This is a genomic window from Bradyrhizobium sp. KB893862 SZCCT0404 (genome assembly GCF_018130885.1).
Classification (GTDB): Bacteria; Pseudomonadota; Alphaproteobacteria; order Rhizobiales; family Xanthobacteraceae; genus Bradyrhizobium; species Bradyrhizobium stylosanthis.
Genome location: NZ_JAFCLT010000004.1, coordinates 21,355 through 42,465, shown reverse-complemented (window position 1 = coordinate 42,465; position 21,111 = coordinate 21,355). Strand labels below are relative to the sequence as shown.

At 66.7% G+C, this 21,111-nt stretch carries 17 protein-coding genes; 8 read left to right on the top strand and 9 right to left on the bottom strand.

The window, feature by feature from the left end; translation table 11 throughout:
- Positions 1–37: 37 nt before the first annotated feature.
- The 5 genes from accB to JQ617_RS17950 all read right to left on the bottom strand — a co-directional run bounded on the left by accB (position 38) and on the right by JQ617_RS17950 (position 4,522).
- Positions 38–529 carry an acetyl-CoA carboxylase biotin carboxyl carrier protein gene (gene accB, locus JQ617_RS17970; RefSeq protein WP_212027481.1) on the bottom strand — a complete coding sequence of 164 codons (492 nt, stop codon included), beginning with the start codon at positions 527–529 and terminating at the stop codon, positions 38–40.
- Positions 530–564: 35 nt separating this feature from the next.
- Positions 565–1,032: a type II 3-dehydroquinate dehydratase gene (gene aroQ / locus JQ617_RS17965; protein ID WP_212027480.1), complete on the bottom strand. Its 468-nt coding sequence runs from the start codon at positions 1,030–1,032 to the stop codon at positions 565–567.
- Positions 1,033–1,280: 248 nt separating this feature from the next.
- Positions 1,281–2,048, bottom strand: coding sequence for a DUF1236 domain-containing protein (locus tag JQ617_RS17960; RefSeq protein ID WP_212027479.1), 768 nt, complete (start codon positions 2,046–2,048; stop codon positions 1,281–1,283).
- 210 nt (positions 2,049–2,258) lie between these two features.
- A complete protein-coding gene (locus tag JQ617_RS17955) occupies positions 2,259–3,026 on the bottom strand; it encodes a DsbA family protein (protein WP_212027478.1) in 768 nt (255 codons plus the stop codon).
- Between the two features lie 95 nt (positions 3,027–3,121).
- Complete coding sequence (locus JQ617_RS17950; RefSeq protein WP_212027477.1) at positions 3,122–4,522, bottom strand: M48 family metalloprotease; 1,401 nt, start codon at positions 4,520–4,522, stop codon at positions 3,122–3,124.
- Between the two features lie 190 nt (positions 4,523–4,712).
- On the opposite strand from JQ617_RS17950, the gene JQ617_RS17945 reads away from it, so the two are divergent.
- The 3 genes from JQ617_RS17945 to JQ617_RS17935 all read left to right on the top strand — a co-directional run bounded on the left by JQ617_RS17945 (position 4,713) and on the right by JQ617_RS17935 (position 7,960).
- Positions 4,713–5,900 (top strand): pyridoxal phosphate-dependent aminotransferase, encoded by a 1,188-nt coding sequence (locus JQ617_RS17945; protein ID WP_212027476.1) that lies wholly within the window; start codon positions 4,713–4,715, stop codon positions 5,898–5,900.
- Between the two features lie 84 nt (positions 5,901–5,984).
- Positions 5,985–6,542, top strand: coding sequence for a biotin transporter BioY (locus JQ617_RS17940; RefSeq protein WP_063683766.1), 558 nt, complete (start codon positions 5,985–5,987; stop codon positions 6,540–6,542).
- A gap of 83 nt (positions 6,543–6,625) precedes the next feature.
- Positions 6,626–7,960: a dicarboxylate/amino acid:cation symporter gene (locus tag JQ617_RS17935; protein WP_212027475.1), complete on the top strand. Its 1,335-nt coding sequence runs from the start codon at positions 6,626–6,628 to the stop codon at positions 7,958–7,960.
- Positions 7,961–8,090: 130 nt separating this feature from the next.
- Here the strand turns inward: JQ617_RS17935 and JQ617_RS17930 are convergent, their stop codons facing one another.
- On the bottom strand, positions 8,091–8,981 hold the full coding sequence (locus JQ617_RS17930; protein ID WP_212027474.1) for an SDR family oxidoreductase: 891 nt from the start codon (positions 8,979–8,981) through the stop codon (positions 8,091–8,093).
- 106 nt (positions 8,982–9,087) lie between these two features.
- Here JQ617_RS17930 and JQ617_RS17925 point away from each other — a divergent pair, with 106 nt between their 5' ends.
- Both JQ617_RS17925 and JQ617_RS17920 read left to right on the top strand, forming a co-directional pair.
- Positions 9,088–9,924 carry a helix-turn-helix transcriptional regulator gene (locus tag JQ617_RS17925; protein WP_212027473.1) on the top strand — a complete coding sequence of 279 codons (837 nt, stop codon included), beginning with the start codon at positions 9,088–9,090 and terminating at the stop codon, positions 9,922–9,924.
- An 87-nt stretch (positions 9,925–10,011) separates the two neighbouring features.
- Positions 10,012–12,069, top strand: a complete 2,058-nt coding sequence (locus tag JQ617_RS17920; protein ID WP_212027472.1) for a tetratricopeptide repeat protein — start codon at positions 10,012–10,014, stop codon at positions 12,067–12,069.
- Here the strand turns inward: JQ617_RS17920 and JQ617_RS17915 are convergent.
- Positions 12,066–13,298, bottom strand: a complete 1,233-nt coding sequence (locus tag JQ617_RS17915; RefSeq protein WP_212027471.1) for an NAD(P)/FAD-dependent oxidoreductase — start codon at positions 13,296–13,298, stop codon at positions 12,066–12,068. The two genes, JQ617_RS17920 and JQ617_RS17915, sit on opposite strands and share 4 nt — an antisense overlap.
- A gap of 27 nt (positions 13,299–13,325) precedes the next feature.
- On the bottom strand, positions 13,326–14,822 hold the full coding sequence (locus JQ617_RS17910) for an amidase (RefSeq protein ID WP_212027470.1): 1,497 nt from the start codon (positions 14,820–14,822) through the stop codon (positions 13,326–13,328).
- Between the two features lie 207 nt (positions 14,823–15,029).
- Between JQ617_RS17910 and JQ617_RS17905 the strand changes: the two genes are divergently transcribed.
- On the top strand, positions 15,030–15,710 hold the full coding sequence (locus JQ617_RS17905) for a helix-turn-helix domain-containing protein (RefSeq protein ID WP_212027469.1): 681 nt from the start codon (positions 15,030–15,032) through the stop codon (positions 15,708–15,710).
- A gap of 68 nt (positions 15,711–15,778) precedes the next feature.
- Here JQ617_RS17905 and JQ617_RS17900 read toward each other — a convergent pair whose 3' ends face one another.
- Complete coding sequence (locus JQ617_RS17900; protein WP_349630629.1) at positions 15,779–18,184, bottom strand: Rne/Rng family ribonuclease; 2,406 nt, start codon at positions 18,182–18,184, stop codon at positions 15,779–15,781.
- Positions 18,185–18,229: 45 nt separating this feature from the next.
- Between JQ617_RS17900 and JQ617_RS40355 the strand changes: the two genes are divergently transcribed.
- Positions 18,230–18,994 carry a hypothetical protein gene (locus JQ617_RS40355; RefSeq protein ID WP_349630628.1) on the top strand — a complete coding sequence of 255 codons (765 nt, stop codon included), beginning with the start codon at positions 18,230–18,232 and terminating at the stop codon, positions 18,992–18,994.
- A 615-nt stretch (positions 18,995–19,609) separates the two neighbouring features.
- Entirely contained in the window at positions 19,610–20,908 is a 1,299-nt protein-coding gene (locus JQ617_RS17895; RefSeq protein WP_212027467.1) for an N-acetylmuramoyl-L-alanine amidase, read from the top strand.
- Positions 20,909–21,111: the final 203 nt, after the last annotated feature.

Sequence of the window (21,111 nt, the reverse complement as noted above, 5' to 3'; positions counted from 1 at the left end):
GCGTGACGCGGCGAGGGCGGCTGGCCGCCCTCATCGATTACTCAATGATGACGAGCGGCTCGCCGTATTCGACCGGCTGGCCGTCCTCGACCAGGATCTGCGTCACCGTGCCGGCGCGGGGCGAGGGGATCTGGTTCATGGTCTTCATGGCTTCGATGATCAGCAGCGTCTGGCCGACCGAGACCTTGCTGCCGACCTCGATGAACGGCTTTGCGCCGGGCTCGGGCGCCCAATAGGCGGTGCCGACCATCGGCGAGGTCACCGCGCCCGGATGCTTCGAGAGGTCAGCCGCGGCAGCGGCGGGCGCGGCGGCAACGGCTGCCGGCATGGCCATGGGAGCGGCTGCCATCGGCATCGGCATGGTCGCGGCCACGCTGATGTTGCGGGCGACGCGCAGGCGCAGGCCCGCGCGCTCGATCTCGATCTCGGTGAGGCTGGTCTCATCGAGCAGAAGGGCGAGCTCGCGGACGAGCGCGGAATCCTCGCTGGAAAACTTTGCGGCTGCTTTGTCGTCTGGCTGGCGCGCCATGTTGTTTGATCCGAATGTTCTGTGTGGTGGGAGCGTCAGGCTTTGGGCTTGATGCCGAGCTTGGCGGCAAGGCCCTGGATGGCGAGGCGGTAGCCCTCGATGCCGAAACCGCACAGCGAGGCGAAGGACGCGCGCGCGGTGTAGGAGTGGTGACGGAAGCTCTCGCGGGCGTGGATGTTGGTGACGTGCACCTCGACCGTCGGGATCTGCACCGCGAGCAGCGCGTCGTGCAGCGCGATCGAGGTGTGCGAATAGCCGCCGGCGTTGATGATGATGCCCTTCATCTTGCGGGCATGCGCCTCGTGGACGAAGTCGATCAGCTCGCCCTCGCGATTGGACTGCCGGCAATCGGCCTTGAGGCCGAACGACGCGGCCGTCTCGCGGCACAGTGCCTCGACGTCGGCAAGGGTCGCGTGACCATACTTTTCGGGCTCGCGCGTCCCCAACATGTTGAGGTTCGGCCCGTTGAGAACGAGGATCGTATCGGTTGCTGGTTCAGCCATTCTTGTCCCGGCAGAGGTGCTTCGGCGTGGCGGGGTTATAGGTAACAAAGCGTCCTAGGGGAAGCCTTGAAGGGCCTCAGGGGCGGGTTCAAGCACCTCATCCGGCATGCAAAAACCTGTGCGGAAACTACGGAAATTGCTTGTTAACCAGTCCGAAGGATGGCTGGCGGCGGGGACAAGCCGGCCAATGGGCCAAAAGCCCCCGCCGATCTCTCGGCAGGGGCTCGTCTGGTCTTCACCGAAGCGGGTTAGCCTTCGATGATGTACACGATCTCACGCGTCTGCGGCCGGACGATCACATATTGGCCGCGGACCAAGATCACCTCATAGCCACGCCACTGCGGGTAGATCTCGACAATGCGGGGCGGCAGCGGGTGGAAGTGGACGGACGCCGGGACCGCGGTGCCGACCGAGATGTTGAAGTTGACGTTGGTGGTCTCCTCGATCTTGGTCGACTTGATCGCCGTCGAGATTTCAGTCCGCTTCTCGGGGGGCGGCGCCGCGGCAGTCGCGGAGGCGTTGCCCGTCGTGGTCTGGGACTTGCTGTCGGTCGCGCCCGGACGGTTTTCGGCATTGTTGCTCTTGGCAGCGCCGCCGGCCTTGTTGTCCTCGGCCTTCATGTCCTTGGCGCCGGACTTGGTGGAGTCAGGCTTGGTCGAATCCGAGCTCATGCTCTTCGACTTGTCCTGTGCACCTTGGGCGTGCTCGCCCTTCGCGCCGGCCTTCTCGTCGGCCGCGTTCTTGTTCATCGTGCCGGACTTGTCCATTCCACCGGACTTCTCCGCGGCGCCGGATTTCTCCATCGAGCCGCCGGCCTGGCCGACGGTGCCCTTCTCATGGGTGGATTCCTTGCCCATCGAGCCGCGCTCAGCGGCGCCGCCGGAAGGCTGCGAGTGCTGCATCTGCTGCTGCGCGCCAGCGCCGCCAGTGTCGCGGCCCTTGTCCTGTGCGTTCGCCAGACCGGTGCCCGCGACGAGTGCGACTGCGGCAACCGAGATCATAAAGCGGTTCAACATCGAAATTCTCCTCACGTGGTTTCTTGCGTCATTGCCCGCGCCGACAACGAAAGGAGATTTGAGTTGTTCCGGAACTTCGCCTGTTCCGCGGCATTTGTTTGTTGAATGCCGGATGAACGATTTGGCTGGATCGCGCCACGGTTTATCCCACGAAAAAAGCCGGCTTTTCAGCCGGCCTTCTCGCGTCGTCCAATCTCGGAAAACGTGTGATCAGCAGGTTGCCTTGCCGCAGCGGGCAACGCCGATCTTTTCCTTGAGGCCTTCGAGGCCGACGGCGCCGATCACGATCTGCTTGCCGATCACGTAGCTCGGCGTGCCGTTCATGCCCATCGCTTCGGCGAGCTTGAAGTTCTCCTCGATGGTGGCGCGCACCTCGGGGCTGGCGAGGTCCTTCTCGATCTTCGCAGTGTCGAGGCCGGCTTCCTTGGCCGCCTGCAAGGCGCGCGCCTTGTCGGCCGCGCCGCGGCCGCCGAGCAGCTTCTGGTGGAAGTCGAGATACTTTTTGCCGGTGGGATCCTGCATGCGCACGGCGACGGCGACCTGCGCCGCTTCCACCGAGCCCTGGCTCAGCACCGGAAACTCCTTCAGCACGACCTTCAGCTTCGGATCGGCCTTCATGAGGTCCAGCATGTCGGTCATCGCGCGTTTGCAATAGCCGCAATTGTAGTCGAAGAACTCGACGAAGGTGACGTCGCCGTCCTTGTTGCCGAGCACGACCTGGCGCGGCGAGTTGAAGATCGCCTCGGAGTTCTGCGCAATGCTGGCCTCGTGCTTCTGCGTTTCGGCCGCGGCCTGGCGCTTGCTAAGCTCGGTCATCGCTTCCTCGAGCACCTCGGGGTGGGTGACGAGGTAGTTCTTGATGATGGTCTCGATGTCGGTGCGCTGGGCATCGGAGAAGCTGTCGGCCGACGCGGGCGCGGCTGCGCCGAACATGGCGAGCGCAAACAGCGCGGGGGCAAGCAGACGCAGCGAAGGCATAGGCAAATCCTCTTATCCAAAGCAGGTTTCGGAAAACGTCCCGGCGGACTCAAAGCTCGGTGTCGTGACGTCGTGGTCTTAAGGCGTCGTTCTCGTCAGTTGCGCGGCGGCTTGGCCGCCACGATGTCGTCGGCCTTGACCCATCCGGGCGTGCCGACGGCGAAACGGGTTTTCGCGCGCGTTGCGAGCTCGCGGGCGGTCTTGTTGTCGCCGCGCAGATAGGCGGCCTGGGCCGAGGCGAGATCGGCCTCGGCATAGTCGCCCTTCCGGCCATAGGCCATCGCGAGCTGGGTAAAGCCGAGCGGCGCCTCGGGCTCCCGCGCCACTGCGGCGCGGAGAATCCGGACGGCGTCGTCGGTGTAGGCCTTATTATCGGTTCCAACCAGAGCCTGCCCAAGTAACATCTCGATGAGGGGCGAGTTGCTCGAAAGTGCGACAGCCTTGCGCAGGGGCGCGATGGCCTCGGCGGGCTTGCCGCTATCCAGCAGCGCCTGGCCCCGTACCTCGTAGAAGTACGGGTTGTTGGGCTGGACCTGGATCAGCGCGTCGATCTGGGCGAGCGCGCTGCGCAGATCGCCGTGCAGATAGGTGCTGATGGCCCGGGCATAACGCGCCGGCAGGCTGTCGTTGGTCTGCGGATAGCGGCGATACACTGTCTCCGGCCGCTCCATGAACGCCGAGATCTTGGCGCGCACCATGTCGTGGCGGAGTTGCAGTGCGGGATCGTCCTTCTTGTCCCAATAGGGGCTCGAACTGGCGAACTCCTGCAGCGCGGCGACGCGCTCGGCCGGCATCGGATGCGACTGCAGATACGGGTCGGCGCCGCGCGAAGCAAACAGGCTCTCGCTGGTGAAGCGCTTGAACGTCTCGTACATGCCCTTGGGCGACTGCTGGGTCGAGGTCAGGAATTTGACGCCGGCGCGGTCCGCGTTCTCCTCCTGCTGGCGCTGGTAGGACAGCAGCGTGCGGCGGATCATCTCCTGGGGACCTGCGATCGCGGCGGCGCCCGCATTGGCAAGGCCGTTGTTGCCGGTGTTGCTGCGCGTGGCGCTGCCCGCGGCGATCGCGCCGGCGCCGAGCAGCATCGCGATGATCATCTGGGTCTGGGCGTTGGCGAGCTGCTCGCGCAGCTTGGACAGATGGCCGCCGGCCAGATGCCCGGTCTCGTGCGCGAGCACGCCGATGATCTGGTTCGGCGTCTCCGACTGCAGGATCGCGCCCCAATTGACGAAGATGCGGCGGCCGTCCGCGACGAACGCGTTGAACGTGCCGTCGTTGATGATCACCATCTGGATGTTCTGCTTCTCCAGACCGGCGACGCGCAGAATGGGGCGGGTGTAGTCGCGCAGGAGCTGCTCGGTCTCGGTGTCGCGCAGGATCGGCGGCCCCTTCATCTGCGCGCGCGCCGCCGGGAGCGGCGACAGCGCGATCGCCGCCGCCGTGACGAGGGCGGTGAGGGCGGTGGCCTTCTTGCGCAATGCGGTCTGGAGCAACATCAAACGGTCTGGGTCAAACGGTCTGGCAAGCAGTTTCGTGATTGGTTTTTGGCGATTGGCGGCGGACCGGATACGCGATATGGCCTATGAGCCGTACCCCTTATGAGCCGTACAATACGGCCAGTCTGGGGCGCAAGCGCCCCGTTTTCCGGACCGGACGGCCGGCCCGCCAGCGAAATAGCAGAAATCGATGCACGATGCGACATTGAGGAACCGGTTGGGGCAGTGGCTTGATCCCTCCCGCCGCAGCGATGTTCCCCCGTTCATGGTGATGGACGTGATGGCCGCGGCCGCCCGAATCGAGGCGGCCGGGAGGCATGTCATCCACATGGAGGTCGGCCAGCCCGCGGCCGGCGCGCCGAAGACCGCGATCGCGGCCGCCCATGCGGCGCTCGAGGCAGGCCGGATCGACTATACCTCCGCGCTCGGCATCCCATCCCTGCGCGAGCGCATCGGCCGGCATTATCGCGACGTCTACCGATGCGACGTCAGCCCTGACAGGATCGTGGTGACGACCGGATCCTCCGGCGGCTTCATCCTGGCATTCCTGGCGATGTTCGAGCCCGGCGACCGCGTCGCCGTGACGGTGCCGGGCTATCCGCCGTACCGGCACATCCTGACCGCGCTCGGCTGCGAGCCGGTGCTGATCGAAACCACGAACGAGACGCGCCATGCGCTCACCGGAGAGGCGCTGCTCGCCGCCCATCGCAGGGCGCCGCTGAAGGGCGTGCTGGTCGGCAGTCCCGCCAATCCGACGGGAACGATGATGTCCCGTGAGGCGCTCGCCGGCCTGATCGCGGCGGCGGAAGACGCCAAGATCCGCTTCATCTCGGACGAGATCTATCATGGGCTCGACTATGCGTTTCCGGCGGTGACGGCAGCGGCGCTGTCGGACCACGCACTCGTGATCAACTCGTTCTCGAAATATTTTTGCATGACCGGCTGGCGCGTCGGCTGGATGGTGGTGCCCGAGCTTCTGGTGCGCCCGATCGAGCGGCTTCAGCAGAACCTGTCGATCTCGGTGCCGTCGCTGTCGCAGATCGCGGCCGAGGCCGCCTTCGACGGCGCGGCCGAGATGGAGGAGATCAAGCACGGCTACCAGGAAAACCGTCGCATTCTGATCGAGGGATTGCCCAAAGCCGGCCTCAGCAAGTTCTTGCCGGCCGATGGCGCGTTCTACCTCTATGCCGACGTCTCGGACTTCACCTCCGACAGCTTCGAATTCGCCAAGCAGATGCTGGAGCAGGCCCATGTCGCGGCGACGCCCGGCGTCGATTTCGATCCCATCCATGGCCGTTCATTCATACGGTTCTCCTATGCCCGTTCGGCAGAAGAGATGCGGGAGGCAGTTGACCGGATCGCTCACTGGCTTAAATAGCCGCCAGTTTTCGCCAGCCTTCCGGAGTTCAACTTGTCTGACCGTTCCGTCCCGTCCGCCACGCATTCTCCTCTCGCCGCATTGATGTGGCCGACCCGTCCGGGCGAAACAGTCGGCGCGCTGCGTGCGTTCGTGCTGATTGCGCTCGGCACCGCCTTGATGGCGCTGTCAGCCAAGGTGAACCTGCCGCTGCCCTATGTGCCGATGACGCTGCAGACTTTGGTGGTGCTGATGATCGGCGCCGCCTATGGCTGGCGGCTTGGCAGCGCAACCATGATCGCCTACCTCGCCGAGGGCGCGATGGGGCTGCCGGTGTTCGCGGGCCCCGTGGGTGGAATTGCACCGCTGGTCGGACCGACCGCGGGCTATCTGTTCGGCTTCGTGCTGGCGGCCTTCGTCACCGGCTGGCTCGCCGAGCGCGGCTGGGATCGCAGCGTGATGCTGCTGTTTGCGGCAATGGCCGTCGGTCATATCGTCATACTGGTGGCCGGGTTCGCCTGGCTCGCCTACGGCCTCGGGCTGGGTGCCGCGAAGGCCTGGCAGGTCGGCCTTGCGCCGTTCATCGCAGCGTCCCTGGTGAAGAACGCGCTCGGTGCGACGCTGATGCCGGCGGCTCGCCGGCTCGTCGACCGCCGCGGGTAAAGCGCACCATTCCGACTGGTTCCAATTGACAGAGCCGGCCAAGTTGATCTTGGCTGGCTCTGAGTTCGAGGGGGAGTGAAACAATGACGACGACAACGATGGCGGGGGCGCCGGTTGCGCCGCCCGCAGCCAAGCCGTGGTACAAGGTTCTCTATGTCCAGGTGCTGATCGCCATCGTGCTCGGCGCCATCGTCGGCTGGCTCTGGCCGACGGTCGCCACCAACGACTGGATCAAGGCGCTTGGCGACGGCTTCATCAAGCTGATCAAGATGGTGATCGCCCCGATCATCTTCTGCACCGTGGTTTCGGGCATCGCCCATATCCAGGACGCCAAGAAAGTCGGACGCATCGGTGTCAAGGCGCTGGTCTATTTCGAGATCGTCTCGACCTTCGCGCTGGTGATCGGCCTCATCATCGGCAATCTGGTGAGGCCGGGCGCAGGATTCGGCAATGCGGCGGCTAACGAAGCTGCCGTTGCCAACTACGCCAAGCAGGCCGCCGGCCAGAAGTCGGTCGACTTCGTGCTGCACATCATTCCGGACACGGTGGTCGGCGCATTCGCGCAGGGCGAGATCCTGCAGGTGCTGCTGTTCTCGGTGCTGTTCGGCTTCGCGATCATGAGCCTGGGCGAGCGCGGCCACACCATCCGCAGCTTCATCGACGATGCCGCGCATGCGGTGTTCGGCGTCATCTCCATCGTGATGCGCGCGGCGCCGATCGGCGCGTTCGGCGCGATGGCCTACACCATCGGCAAGTTCGGCACCGGCGCGATCCTGAACCTGGTCGGCCTGATCGCGACGTTCTACGTCACGGCGGCGCTGTTCGTGTTCGTCGTGCTCGGCATCATCGCGCGCATGGCCGGGTTCTCGATCTTCAAGTTCCTCGCCTACATCAAGGACGAACTGCTGATCGTGCTCGGCACCTCGTCCTCGGAAAGCGCGCTGCCGTCCCTGATGGAGAAGCTCGAGCGTCTCGGCTGCTCCAAGTCGGTGGTCGGCCTCGTCGTGCCCACGGGCTACTCGTTCAACCTCGACGGCACCAACATCTACATGACGCTGGCGACGCTGTTCATCGCGCAGGCGCTCGGTTTCGACCTCAGCTTCAGCCAGCAGCTCACGATCCTGGTCGTGGCCATGCTGACCTCGAAGGGCGCGTCCGGCATCACCGGTGCGGGCTTCATCACGCTGGCGGCGACGCTCGCGGTGGTCGATCCGCGGCTCGTGCCGGGCATGGCGATCGTGCTCGGCATCGACAAGTTCATGAGCGAGTGCCGCGCGCTGACCAACCTCTGCGGCAACGGTGTGGCCTGCGTGATCGTCGCCTGGTGGGAGGGTGAGCTCGATCGCGACAAGCTCAACGCCGCCCTTGCGAGGCAGATCGATCCGACGGACATGGAAACCGCCATCACGACGGACTGAGCATGTCAGCTCCGTCATCCTGAGGTGCGAGCCATGGGGCGCAACGCGTCCCATGGGGAGCCTCGAAGGATAGACGGCCGAGATGCAGCCGGGCCGTCGCCCTTGGAGGGCCGCTGAAGGAGCGGCCACCTCAGGGTGACCGGGAGAAATAATAGGGCTGGTCGAGATCCTCGATCAGCCCTTTTTCTTTCGGCGTCCAGCCGAGCGCGGCGCGCGTCTTCGCGCTCGAGGTCGGGACGTCGATGGCGGCAAACCGCGCGAACCAGCCGAAATGCGCTTCCGCCTCGTCGGCGGATTTCGAGACGACAGGCACGCCGAGCCGTTTTCCGATCACCTCCGCGATCGCCTTGAAGGGCACGCCTTCCTCCGCGATGGCGTGATAGCGGCGCGCGGTTGCGCCTTGCTCCAGCGCCAGCCGGTAGACACGCGCCGCGTCGAAACGGTGCGCGGCCGGCCAGCGGTTGTTGCCGTCGCGGATATAGGCCGCAGCGCCTTTCTCGCGCGCAATGGCGATCAGGCGCGGGACGAAACCGTGGTCGCCCTCGCCATGGGTGGTGGGCGGCAGCCGCACGATGCCGGCGCGGACCCCTTGCTGCATGAGGTCTTCGGCCGTCGCTTCCGAGACGCGCGGAAAGTGGCGCGCCGCCGCATCATCCTCGGTGGCAAGACGTCCCGGCGCGAGCAGCGCCACGCCCGAGGTGACGATGAGCGGACGCTCGGAGCCCTTCAGCTCGTCGCCGAGCGCGAGGATGGCCTGGCGGTCCAGCTCGCAATTGTCAGCGAACTTCGAGAAATCGTGGTTGAAGGCGAGGTGCAGCACGCCGTCGGAGGCGGCCGCGCCGCTGCGCAAGGACGCGTGGTCCTCGAGCGAGCCGCGATGGACCGCCGCGCCCATCGCGGCGAGCGCGGCGGCGCCGGCCTCGGTGCGGGCAAGGCCGGTGACGCGGTGGCCGCTTGCGATCAGGTCAGCAACCACGGCGGAGCCGACGAAGCCGGTGGCGCCGGTGACGAATACACGCATGAGCTATCTCCAGGGATTGGCGATGGGGGGGTTGGTGGAGACGACCATCTGCGTTAGTCTTATCCGGGTAAAGTAGTGACCTTATCAGGGTATAATGGCTAACAGGATGACCGAGACCGCTTCGGCTGAAAACCTGCTCGGGGCCTATCTGAAGGACCGCCGCACCCGGCTCGATGCCGCTGCGTTCGGCCTCAGCGGCAGCCGCCGGCGCACGCCCGGCCTGCGGCGCGAGGAGGTGGCCCAGCGCGCCAATATCAGCCCGACCTGGTACACGTGGCTGGAGCAGGGCCGGGGCGGGGCGCCATCGGCCGACGTGCTCGATCGCATCGCCCGCGCCTTGATGCTGACCGATGTCGAGCGTGAGCACCTGTTCCTGATCGGCCTCGGCCGTCCGCCGGAGGTGCGCTACCAGGCGAGCGAGGGCGTCTCGCCGCGGCTGCAGCGCGTGCTCGACGCGCTCGCATTCAGCCCTGCGCTGGTGCGGACCGCGACCTGGGACGTCGTTGCCTGGAACAGGGCGGCAACCGCCGTGCTGACGGACTATGGCGCGATCCCACCGGGCCAGCGCAACATCCTGCGCTTCATCTTCTGCGATCCGCGCGTGCGCGCCGCGCAATACGACTGGGACAGCGTGGCGCGCTTCGTGGTGGCGGCGTTCCGGGCCGATGCCGCGCGCGCCGGCGCGGTCTCGCATGTCGCCGATTTCGTCGACGAGTTGTGCCGGACCAGCCCGGAATTCGCGGCGCTGTGGCGCGACAACGACGTGCGCCATCATGGCGACGGCACCAAGCGGCTGCGCCATCCAGTGCACGGCACCATGTCGTTCGAATATTCGAGCTTCAATGTCGAAGGCCGGCCCGATCTCAGCATGATCGTCTACAACCCGGCGACGCCAGAGGACGCCGACCGCATCAGGACATTGCTCGCCGAGCGCGCCGACTGACGGAATTGGCGAGCTCGCGCGTTTAACCCGCATCAGAGGTGTCGAGGGGCGGGTGGTATCGTGGGCAATGCGGCTGTGAATCCGATCATGTTGCAGGCGGCAGAGCATTTTGCGGCGGGGCGGCCCGATCAGGCGGATGCGTTGTGCGCGCAGATCTTGGAGGTCGATCCGGATCACGTTCCGGCGCTGCATCTGGCGGCGGTCACGGCGTTCGTCACCGACCGCGCGGCCGAGGGCGCCGCGCTGCTCGGCCGCATCTTCAGCGTCGATCCCGACCATGCGCCGGCGCTTGTCACGCTCGGCGACGCGCTGGCGCTGAAGGGCGAGCAGGAAGGCGCGGTGGCGGCGTTCCGCCGCGCGCTGCTGCGGCAGGGCGACGATGCGACCGTGCACAACAAGCTCGGTGTGGCGCTCGGCGAGCTAGCGCGCTTCGACGAGGCGGAAGCTGCTTACCGCCATGCGCTGGCGCTCGATGCGCATCTGACACGGGCCTGCTTCAACCTCGCCGTCGCGCTCGTCGGGCAGGGCCGGCTCATCGAAGCCGAAGAGGCCTATCGTGCGGTCATTGCACGGGAGCCTTCGCATCGCGCTGCCTGGCTCAATCTCGGCAATCTCCTTATCGACCAGGCGCGGCTCGGCGAGGCGGAGGCGGCCTATCGCCGCGCGCTCGAAATTGATCCCGATGATCCCGGCGTGCTGTGCAATCTCGGCGCCGCGCGCTACCGGCAAGGATTGCTCGACGACGCTATCGTGCAATACCGCCGCGCCATCGCGCTCGCGCCGGACAATGTGCCGGCGCTGCGCCTGCTCGCTCTCGTCCTGCACGAGGCCGGGCATCTGCGGGATGCCGCCGAGGTCTACCGGCAGGTCTTTGCGCGCGACGCATCGGATCATGTGGTCGCCAGCAATCTCGGCGCCTGTCTCTCCGAGTTCGGCGAGCTCGACGCGGCGATCGCGTCCTGCGAGCAGGCGCTGCTGCTGAAGCCCGATCACGCTCCGGCCTGGACCAATCTCGGCATCATCTTCGAGAGGCAGGACCGCGCCGGCGACGCGGTCGCCGCGCACCGCTGCGCGGTCGTCGCCGATCCCGCTTACGCAAAGGGCCACGCCAATCTCGCGGTGGCGCTGCGCAATGCCGGCGATATCGACGAGGCGCTTGCGGTCTCGCATCGCGCCATCGCGCTCGATCCGGAGCAGCCGCTCGCGCAGTACAATCACGCGCATTTCCTGCTGATGAACGGCGAGTTCGCCGATGGCTTCGAGGCCTATCGCTGGCGGCGCAAATGCAAGGCGCTGTCGGATGGCGATCCCGTGTTCGACGAGCCTGAATGGCAGGGCGAGCCGCTCGCGGGGCGGACATTGCTGCTGTTCGCCGAATACGGGCTCGGCGATGCCCTGCATTTCGTCCGCTATGTGCCGATGGTGACGGCGCAAGGCGGCAGCATCATCCTGCAGGTTCAGCCTGCGCTCGCCGCGCTGCTGCAGCAGCTTCAAGGCGTCACCGTGATCCCGCGCGGCGCGCCGTTGCCGCCGTTCGATCTGCAACTGCCGCTGATGAGCCTGCCGCGCATCTTCGGCACCACGCGCGAGACCATCCCGGCGGACGTTCCCTATCTGCATGCCGATCCCGCAAGACTGTCGCGCTGGTGCGCGGCGCTTGCGGATGTGACGGCCCTGAAGGTCGGCGTGGTCTGGGCCGGCAATGCCAGGCACAAGGGCGATCGCCAGCGCTCACTGTCAGCCGAGGCCGTGCTGCCGCGCCTCGTGATGCCGGGCGTGCAGCTCTATTCCCTGCAAAAGGAGCTGCGGCCCGGGGATGCCGAGGTGCTGTCCGTGCTCGGCGACGGCATCATCGATCTCGCGCCCGCGCTCGGCGATTTCGCCGACACCGCGGCGGCGGTGGCGGCGCTCGATCTCGTCATCGCCGTCGACACGTCGGTAGCGCATCTCGCCGGCGCGCTGGGACGTCCGGTGTGGATGCTGACCCCTTACGCGCTCGACTGGCGCTGGCTACGCGAGCGCGAGGACAGTCCGTGGTATCCGACCATGCGGCTGTTCCGCCAGCGAGCGCCGCGCGAATGGGACGATCCCTTGATGCGCCTGTCGGCCGCGCTCGCGGTGCTCACCGCAGGCGCGGGGGACTAGAAGCGCTCCGGCCGGTAAGGCGTAGGATCGATCGACGGCGTCTCGCCGCTCATGATCTCGGCGAGCAGGCGGCCGGTCGCAGGTCCGAGCGTAAAACCCTGATGGCCGTGGCCGAAATTCATCCAGAGGCCGGGGTGGCGCGGCGCCTGCCCGAGCACCGGCAGCATGTCGGGCGTGCAGGGGCGGGTGCCGAACCACGGGTCGGGCTCGGCGCGCTTGCCGAGATCGATCAGCTCGCGGGCGGAGGCTTCGGCGCTTTCGAGCTGCACCGGCGTTGCGAGCGCATCCGGGCCCGTCAGCTCGGCGCCGGTGGTGATGCGGATGCCCTTGGCCATCGGTCCCATGGCGTAGCCGTTGCCCTTGTCGACCAGCGGCAGATCGAGCGAGGCACCGCCGCTGTAATGCATGTGGTAGCCGCGCTTGCGCACCAGCGGGATGCGATAGCCGAACTTGTACAAGAGATCGGGCGACCACGGTCCGAGCGTCACGACGGCGTGCGCGGCGTCGATGCGCCCCTGATCGGTGTCGACCGACCAGCCGGTCGCGGTCTGCTGCAGGCTTTGCGCATCACCGAGCACGATCCGGCCGCCGAGGCGTTGGAACAGCTCGGCATAGGCCGTGACCAGCGCACCGGGATCGGACACCGTCCAGGTGTCGAGCCAGTGGATGGCGCCCGGCAGATCGTCGCGCAGGATCGGCTCGGCCTTGGTCAATTCGCTGCCGGACAGCACGCGAAAATTCACGCCGAACTCGCGCGCATCCTGCTCAGCGTTTTTGACCGAGAGCTCCAGGTCGGCGGCATCGCGGTACAGCGCCCGGTAGCCGGCGCGGCGGATCAGGTTGTCGGCATGAGCCTCCCGAATGAGGATGTCGTGCTCACTCGTCGCATAGCCGATCAGGCGCGCCCAGCCGACGATGGCTTCGCGATGCCGCTTCGGCGCCGAATGCCACCAGTAGCGCAGCAGCGGCTCGATATGGCGGTGAAGCGAGGACAGGCTGTAGCGCACGTCGTTGGTGCGGCCGGTCGCGATCTTGAGCAGCGTGGCGAGGTCGCGCGGCATCGGATAGGGGCGCACGGCTTCGGCCTGGATCATCCCGGCATTGCCGTAGCTGGTCTCGCGGCCGGGCTCCCTGCGGTCGACGAGCGTCACGGCCCAGCCGCGCCGCTGCAGGTGCAGCGCCGCACCCACACCGACCATGCCGCCGCCAAGAATGATCGCGCTTTGCATCGGAAGAATTCTCCTGTCAGACCCGGGTCATTCCCAGGTGAGAAAATCGGGCGCGGCCGACAGCGGCGGCGCGGCAGTGAGCCGTGCGAGATCGGGCACGGGCCGGCACATTTGGGCATCGTGCGCGAACGCAGCCTCGATGCTCGCGGCGACCGCGAGCACGATGGCATCGCCGCCGCGCGGTCCGACGATCTGGAGGCCGAAGGGCAGGCCGGCTTCATCGAGACCGAGCGGAATGCTGATCGCGGGATGGCCGGGAAGCGTGACGGCGTAGGCGAGCGCGAGCCAGTGGAAATAGGATTTGGTCGGCACGCCGTCGATCTCGGCGGGATAGAGCTCGGACCAGGGACGCGGGCTGAGCGTGATGGTCGGGCTGATCAGCACATCGCAATTTGCGAAGAAGGTCTGCCAGGCGCGATAGATCCGCGTCTGGATCGTGGCGGCGCGGGCGTGGTCCTCGAGCGTGTAGCCGAGGCCTTCCTCGACATTGGCGCGGACGTTCGGACCGAGCATCTCCGGACGCTCCTTGTAGTTCTTGCCGTGCGTCGCCAGGAACATGCCGGCGCGCAGCACGGCGAAGGCATCGTCCGCACCGGTGCAGTCGGGCGTTGCCTCACGGCTCTCGGCGAACAGCGGCGCGAGCTTGCTCACGCGATGGCGGAACACGCGGCGGATCGCCTGCTCGGTCGGCGCAAAGCCGAAGTCCTCGGTGAAGGCGAGACGCAGCTTGCCGAGATCGGCGGGGCGCGGCGCAGCCCAGCGTTCGGCCCGCGCGCGCACAGGCTCGCCGGGCAGGGTGTAGGCGAGCGGATCGCGGGCATCGTCGCTCGCCATCACCGACAGCATCAGCGCGGTGTCGGCGACGTTGCGCGCCATCGGCCCGTCGGTGGACAGATTGGACCAGCCGAAGATGCGCTTTTCGCTGGGCACGAGGCCGTAGGACGGACGCATGCCGACGATGCCGGAGAAGCCGGCCGGATTGCGCAAGGAGCCGCCGGTGTCGGAGCCCGAGGCAAGCGGGGCCATGCCGCAGGCGAGCGCCACCGCCGAGCCGCCGGAGGAGCCGGCGGCCGAGCGCATGGGATCGAACGGATTGCCGGTGGCACCGAATACGGGGTTGCGGGTGTTGCCGCCCGCCGCCCATTCCGGCGTGTTGGTCTTGCCGAAGATGATGGCGCCGCTCGCGCGCAAGCGCGCGACCGAACCCTGGTCGGCGGCCGGCACGTTGTCGCGCAGCAGCGGGCTGCCATAGGTGGAGCGCATCCCGGCGGTGTCCTGGGTGTCCTTGATCAGGACCGGGAGCCCATGCAGCGCGCCGCGATCCTCGCCGCGCAGGATTTCCGCCTCCGCCGCCTTCGCGGCGGCGCGCGCGCCCGGTTCGTCCAGCGTCACGACGGCGTTGACGGCGCCGTTGATGGCGGCGATGCGTGTCAGACAGGCGTCGAGCAGCTCGACAGGCGAGATCGCCTTGGCAGACAGCAGGCGGCGCAACTCAACGGCGCTGGAATCGCAAAGTCCGGACACGACGCTCCCTTTCAGATTATGAAAACAATTTAGCATATCGGAAAGCGAGGGCGACGCATTAATAATCGTCAAAGCTCTCTGTTTTGTGCGCCTATTGCGGCCGGGACGGCCTTCCAGCTCTCAAATAGGACCGATCTGGCTCATATCGGCCGAAAAGATTAGGCCGATCGATCAACTATTTTTCCGAGGCCGTGCTAGCATTGCGACATGAACGAGATCACGACGCCTGAAATTGCCAATTCCCAGCTTGGCCAATGCCTCAAGGCCGCCCGTCAGGCGCGCGGCCTGACGCTCAAGCAGGTGGCGGAACGGACCGGCATGGCGCTGTCGACCTTGTCCAAGGTCGAGAACGGCCTGATGTCGCTGACCTACGACAAGCTGCTCCAGCTCACCTCGGGCCTGAAGATGGAGATCGCCGAGCTGTTCAATCCGGCGGTCGCGGCGCCTGCGCGAGGCCGGCCGGTCACCGCGCGGCGGAGCATCAGCCGGGCCGGGCAGGGCCAGGTGATCACCACGAAGTTCTACACCTACACCTATCAATGCACCGACCTGATCGGCAAACGCATGGTGCCGATCGTCGCCGAAGTCCGCGCGCGCTCGCTGGAGGAGTTCGGACCCCTGCTGCGCCATGCCGGCGAGGAGTATTTCGTCGTGACGCGCGGACGCGTCGCCGTCCACACCGAGTTCTATGCGCCCGAGATTTTGGGCGAGGGCGACGGCATGTACATCGACAGCACCATGGGCCACGCCTACCTCAACGCCGGCGAGGGGCCTTCTGCAACAGGCGTCTGTCTCTGCACCAGCGAGGCGCCCGATCTCTACGATCAGCTTCGCCAGATTGCCGCGCGCGACGTCGCGCCGCCCGGGGATGACGAACTGCCGTCGTAGCGATAACGCGAGCCACTGAAACGAAAAACGCCCGGCTTTGGCCAGGCGTTTTTTAGTCTCTGTCCGGCTTATTCGCCGCCGCCGAAGCGGCGCGACCACCAGCCGGCGCGGCGTGGCGTGGCCGGCGTCTCGCTGGCCGCTTCCGGCGCGGGCTCGGGGGCCGGTGCGGGCGGAGCAACCGGCTCCGGTGCCGCGGCAACCGGCGCTGCCGGCTCGCTCGCGCTGCTCGACATGAAGCTCACCTTCTCGCGGACCGTAGAGCGGCGCCGCGCGGACTTGTCGTCGGCGGGCTCGTCTTCCACGACGGCGGCGGGCGCCGGCTCGGGCGCGACCGGCGTCGCGGGCGGAAGCTCGGTCCGGTAGTCGGGCTGAGCATCGTATTGCGTGACTTGCGGCTCGGCGGTGTGCTCGGCCTGCGCGATCGAGGGCGCAGCCTCGCCGCCATTACCGTCGAAATCGGCAACCGCATCGCTCGCTTCCGAAGGCGCGCCGGCAGCGAGCTCGTCGCCGATGGAGCCGGCGAGACCTTCCTCGTTACCGCCGCGACGGCGACGTCCACCTCTGCGACCACGCCGGCGCCGGCGCTCGCCGCTGCCCTGCTGCTCGCCACGGGCGGCCTGCTCGTCGCCTTCCTCGCCATCCTGCTCGGACTCGGCTTCTTCCTCGCCTTCGCCCGCGACCATTGCCGGCTCGGACGGGCTCGCCGCGGCATCCTCGCGCAACTCGCCGTCGCGCTGGCCACCGCGGCCACGGCGGCGGCGGCGGCGCTTGCGGCGCTGACCGTCCTGCTCGGGGGCTACTTCGCCAGCCTGCTCTTCAGAGAGGCCTTCGGTCTCTTCGGTCTCGATCTCGGATTCCAGCTCCGGATCGAACTCCTCGTCGTCATAGGCTTCTTCAGCCAGCGGCGGCGGGCTCGCAGCGGCCTGCGCAACGAGCAGCGCCTTGGCGGCTTCGAGGGTGTGCACCTGCTCGCCGCGGTCGATGAGGTAGGCCTGCGGACCGCTGACGCTGGGATCGGCGATGACGGCCAGCGTGACCTTGAAGCCGTTCTCGAGGTCGCGCAGATGGCCGCGCTTGTGGTTCAGCACATAGAGCGCGACGTCGGTGCGGGTGCGGACCACGAGGTTGTGGGTCGCGCCCTTCATCAGGATCTCTTCGAGGCCGCGCAGGAGCTGCAGCGCCACCGAGGACACCGAGCGGACATGCCCGGTGCCGCCGCAATGCGGGCAGGGATCGGTCGAGCTCTCGAGCACGCTGGCGCGGATGCGCTGGCGCGACATCTCCAGAAGGCCGAAATGCGAGATGCGGCCGACCTGGATGCGGGCGCGATCCTGCCGCAGGCAATCGGACAGCTTGCGCTCGACCGCACGGTTGTTGCGCTTCTCGTCCATGTCGATGAAGTCGATGACGATCAGGCCGGCGAGGTCGCGCAGGCGAAGCTGGCGAGCGACCTCTTCGGCCGCCTCCAGGTTGGTCTTGAGCGCGGTGTCCTCGATATGGTGCTCGCGGGTCGAGCGGCCGGAGTTGACGTCGATCGAGACCAGCGCCTCGGTCTGGTTGATCACGATATAGCCGCCGGAGCGTAGCTGCACGGTCGGCGAGAACATCGCATCGAGCTGGCTCTCGACCCCCATGCGCGAGAATAGCGGCTGTCCGTCGCGATACTGCTTCACCGCGCTGACATTGGCGGGCATCAGCATCTTCATGAAGTCGCGCGCTTCGCGGTAGCCGGAATCGCCGGCAACCTGAATCTCGTCGATCTCCTTGTTGTAGAGGTCGCGCAGCGAGCGCTTGATCAGCGAGCCTTCCTCGTAGACGAGGGTCGGGGCCTGCGACTTCAGCGTGAGGTCGCGAACCGTCTCCCACATCCGGATCAGATATTCGAAGTCGCGCTTGATCTCGGGCTTGGTGCGGGCAGCGCCCGCGGTGCGCAGGATGATGCCCATGCCCTCGGGTACGTCGAGATCCTGCACGACCTCCTTGAGACGGGAGCGATCCTGCGCGCTGGTGATCTTGCGGCTGATGCCGCCGCCGCGCGCGGTGTTCGGCATCAGGACGGCATAGCGGCCGGCGAGCGAGAGATAGGTCGTGAGCGCCGCACCCTTGTTGCCGCGCTCTTCCTTGACGACCTGCACCAGCATGACCTGGCGGCGCTTGATGACTTCCTGGATCTTGTACTGGCGGCGCGGGCGGAAGGTGCGCTCCGGCACTTCCTCCAGCACGTCGTCGCCGCCGACGGATTCGACGACTTCCTCTTCGGCTTCCTCGCCGTCGTCCTCGTCCTCGTCGTCGTCGTCGACGGCTGCTTCCGCGGCTTCGGCATGCGGTGCTTCACCGCTCTCGCCGTACACGGCGTCAGCCGGCTCGGCGGCCGCAGTCACGGCTTCGGCGAAAGCCTCGTCGTGCGGCTCGGAACTGTGAGCTTCGAAGGTTTGCACCTCCTGCGGCTCGGCAGCGGTCTCGCTGGCGACCACGGGCTCGGCGCCGACCGCCGCGACCGGGGCGGGCGTCTCGCCAGCATGGTCATGGTCATCGTGACCATGGTCGTGGTCGTGGTCGTGCGCGTGATCGTCGGCATGGGCGTGATGGTGGTCATCATGCGCATGCGCGGCGTGGTCATGATCGTGGTGATCATGATCGCCATGGTCGTGGTCGTGGTGCTCGTGGCCGTCGTGCTCGCCGTGATGCCCGGCATCGGCGTGCAGGTGCTCGCCCTCGTGCGGCGCGCCCTCGGCGTTCGCAGCTTCGCCCTCGACCGGCTGGGCGGCGGCATCGCTATTTGCGTCGAGACCTTCGACGATCTCGCTGCGCACGCGCTCGCCATGACCGCGGCGGCGGGCGTTGCGGTGGCGCGAGCGGCGGCGGCCGTGGGAGCGGTTCTCGCTCTCTTCCTCGGCCTCGCGATGGGCCTGTTCCTCGGCCTCGATCAGCGCCTGCCGATCGGCAACCGGGATCTGGTAGTAGTCGGGATGGATTTCGCTGAAGGCGAGGAAGCCGTGGCGGTTGCCGCCATATTCAACGAAAGCGGCCTGCAGGGAGGGTTCGACCCTTGTGACCTTGGCGAGATAGATGTTCCCGCGCAGTTGCTTGCGTTGCGCGGTCTCGAAATCAAACTCTTCGACGCGATTGCCGCGGACCACGACGACCCGGGTCTCTTCCGGGTGGGTGGCATCGATCAACATCTTGTTGGGCATGTCTTAACTCTTGGCGGCGGCGGGCGCGACTCACCGTGGGCGCAAACTGCGCTGCCGGGTGACGCGACGGTCCACCTGATTCGGGGGTGAGGGGAAGGCCGAAACGCCGTCTCTCGCGCCTTGCCGAACCGGAAGCTTCAGGACCATTGCGGCGCGCGGGTTTGTCACTCCGCAGCGTCGCGAATGATCCTTCAGAGTTCGTCGGCACAGTCTGGCGCATCAAGCGTCGGCCCGTATGAAACATTGGGCGGCGAGGCCGCCCCTCAATCAGTTGCTGCTGGCCAGGCATGGCGCGAGCGCGCTCGCCCTGGGGATCACGAACCGCCCCCTTGGGATCAAGGGACCGGGTAATGGGTTACGCCGCTGTCAGAACCGTCCCGGACACGGAAGTGGTATCCGGGGACCGTCCGCCGCCGGGGCTTGGCCCGTTCCACCTCGTTGCCGCGCACCGCGCTGGTCTTGGAGGAGAACGGAAAACGCTGGAATTCCCAAATCTTGGGAGCTCCGGCGCTGCACCGGGAGGCTGAATGCGACACAACCGGAAATATCGGCCGTCAGCATTCCGTACATACGAGGAATGGGCCAACGGTGCAAGGGAGCGTCGCACGGCGGTCACAGTCAGCGAGTTTCGCGATTCTGTCATTAAGGATCGTTTAACCCTGTGGTTCTATTGCGTTAAAAAGGCTGCTCGGAGGCACGGAATCGGTGGCGAGCCGCACAAATCAATGGATTTTGCTGGGATGCGCATTGTTGTGCGCCGCAGCATTGCCGTATGCCGATTCCTCGCGTCTGAACGCGGCGGAAGGGCAGCCGCAACCCTCTGTTGCGGTGGCGAATTTTCCAATCGCCTCGGCGGCCCGGCTGGCCGGCGATGGCAAGCAGACCCGCTTCATCCTCGACATCGACCAGACCGTCACCTTCCGTGCGGTGACGCTCGCCGACCCCCACCGGGTGGTCGTGGACGTGCCGCAGGTCAATTTTCAGCTGCCTGCGGGCACCGGGGTTGCGGGACGGGGGCTGGTCAAGGCCTTCCGCTACGGGCTGGTGATGCCCGGCGGCTCGCGAATCGTGTTCGACCTGGCGGGACCTGCCAAGATCGCAAATTCCTACGTGGTGGAAGCGGCCAACGGCCAGCCGGCCCGGCTGGTGCTCGAGCTGGAGGAGGTCGACCGCGCCGCCTTCGTGCAGGCGCTGGCTCCCGAGAACCGTCCCGAGCTGCGGCCTGCCATCGCCGATGCGCCGCCCAAAACGGTCCCTGCCGCGCCGGCGCCCGAGGCCGCACAGCAGAAGGCTGACGGCAGGCCGGTCGTCGTGATCGATCCCGGCCACGGCGGCATCGACAACGGCACGCAATCGAGCGGCGAGAGCGAGAAGAACCTGGTGCTGGCCTTTGCCGTGTCGCTGCGCGACCGGCTGGAGAAGGCCGGCAAGTATCGCGTGGTGCTGACGCGAGACGACGACACGTTCATCCCCCTCAACGACCGGGTCAAAGTCGCCCGCAACCTCAAGGCGGCGCTGTTCGTCTCGATCCATGCCGACGCACTGCCGCGCGCCGAGGGCGATGCGCAGGGCGCCACCATCTACACGCTGTCCGACAAGGCCTCAGACGCCGAGGCCCAGCGTCTGGCCGACGCGGAAAACCGTGCGGACGCCATCGCCGGCTTCAACCTTGCGGAGGAGCCGACCGACGTCGCCGACATCCTGATCGACCTGACGCAGCGGGAAACCCGCACGTTTTCAAATCGTTTTGCCCATCTGCTGATGGGCGAAATGAAGTCGACGGTGCGGATGCACAAGCATCCGCTGAAATCGGCTGGCTTCCGGGTGCTGAAAGCGCCGGACGTGCCCTCGGTGCTGGTCGAGATCGGCTACGTCTCCAACAAGGGCGACCTCGAGCATCTCGTGTCCGAGGGCTGGCGGTCCAAGGCGGTGGGCTCGATGGCGCAGGCGATCGACGGGTTCCTGGCCAAACGGCTGGCGACGACCGCCGGAGCCTCGAATTGAAGGCGCGTTTTTCCGTCCTGCCGCAAAGGCCCTAGTTTGGCCACAGCGGACGCTTTATAAAAACCCCGCAGGGGGTTCCGGAATCGGAGAGAATCCCGCTCGGCAAGCGTCTTTAGGCCCGGCCTTGATGTGATTGCGTAGGCCGGTGAATTCGCGACGTGAGGTTGGCGCCAGTTTCGGGTGCCAAGGGGCTGATACTGGGC

Coding starts and splice junctions, on each gene's coding strand:
- accB (WP_212027481.1), bottom strand. CDS start 529: ATGGCGCGCCAGCCAGACGACAAAGCAGCCGCAAAGTTTTCCAGCGAG.
- aroQ (WP_212027480.1), bottom strand. CDS start 1,032: ATGGCTGAACCAGCAACCGATACGATCCTCGTTCTCAACGGGCCGAAC.
- JQ617_RS17960 (WP_212027479.1), bottom strand. CDS start 2,048: ATGTTGAACCGCTTTATGATCTCGGTTGCCGCAGTCGCACTCGTCGCG.
- JQ617_RS17955 (WP_212027478.1), bottom strand. CDS start 3,026: ATGCCTTCGCTGCGTCTGCTTGCCCCCGCGCTGTTTGCGCTCGCCATG.
- JQ617_RS17950 (WP_212027477.1), bottom strand. CDS start 4,522: ATGTTGCTCCAGACCGCATTGCGCAAGAAGGCCACCGCCCTCACCGCC.
- JQ617_RS17945 (WP_212027476.1), top strand. CDS start 4,713: ATGCACGATGCGACATTGAGGAACCGGTTGGGGCAGTGGCTTGATCCC.
- JQ617_RS17940 (WP_063683766.1), top strand. CDS start 5,985: ATGTGGCCGACCCGTCCGGGCGAAACAGTCGGCGCGCTGCGTGCGTTC.
- JQ617_RS17935 (WP_212027475.1), top strand. CDS start 6,626: ATGACGACGACAACGATGGCGGGGGCGCCGGTTGCGCCGCCCGCAGCC.
- JQ617_RS17930 (WP_212027474.1), bottom strand. CDS start 8,981: ATGCGTGTATTCGTCACCGGCGCCACCGGCTTCGTCGGCTCCGCCGTG.
- JQ617_RS17925 (WP_212027473.1), top strand. CDS start 9,088: ATGACCGAGACCGCTTCGGCTGAAAACCTGCTCGGGGCCTATCTGAAG.
- JQ617_RS17920 (WP_212027472.1), top strand. CDS start 10,012: ATGTTGCAGGCGGCAGAGCATTTTGCGGCGGGGCGGCCCGATCAGGCG.
- JQ617_RS17915 (WP_212027471.1), bottom strand. CDS start 13,298: ATGCAAAGCGCGATCATTCTTGGCGGCGGCATGGTCGGTGTGGGTGCG.
- JQ617_RS17905 (WP_212027469.1), top strand. CDS start 15,030: ATGAACGAGATCACGACGCCTGAAATTGCCAATTCCCAGCTTGGCCAA.
- JQ617_RS40355 (WP_349630628.1), top strand. CDS start 18,230: ATGGTCATGGTCATCGTGACCATGGTCGTGGTCGTGGTCGTGCGCGTG.